This is a genomic window from Pelosinus baikalensis (genome assembly GCF_020819555.1).
Taxonomy (GTDB): Bacteria; Bacillota; Negativicutes; order DSM-13327; family DSM-13327; genus Pelosinus; species Pelosinus baikalensis.
The window spans coordinates 1-580 of record NZ_JAJHJB010000146.1; the positions used below are offsets into that span (position 1 = coordinate 1).

Consider the following 580-nt stretch of genomic DNA (forward strand, 5'->3'; position numbering starts at 1 on the left):
CCTTGTATCCGTCAGGTTTCTTCCCATACCTATATAATCCCTATAGCTACTCCACTTATATCCATCAACTGCTCCAATACCAGGTTTTACAGGATTCTGATGTACATATCTTATGGCTGCAAGCAGATAACTCTCATCCTCAATATTTTCACTTTTAAATCTTTCCTGAAACACATGACCGATGCGCTTATATTTTTTATTGAAATAATAGGAATAACTTGTAGCAATCCTTTTTACGATACTTGCTATTGGATCTTTACCTTCTTTTATGATTAGGTGGATGTGGTTATCCATTACACAGTAAGCATAGAGAAAATACTCTTCAGCTTTCTTTTTATCTCCCTAAGTATCAATCATTCTTGCTTTGTCTTCTTCATCTATGAATATCTTTTCTCGGTTATTACCTCTTAACATTATGTGGTAAACCTGCGTTTGGCTTTTTATTCGAGCATATCTTGGCATACTGCTCCCCCCTAATATACAAAGTTTACCTTCTTATTATTTTAGTGTCAATGTACCTGTCCCTGTAAGATATATTACAGAAGGGTTATCCATTATGGGCTAGAAAAACCCGAACAAT

General features: G+C 35.2%; 1 pseudogene. It reads right to left on the reverse strand.

The annotated features are described in order from the left end of the window. Positions 1-318, reverse strand: a pseudogene (locus tag LMF89_RS25525) (transposase); the annotation flags it as partial. Between the last annotated feature and the right edge of the window lie 262 nt (positions 319-580).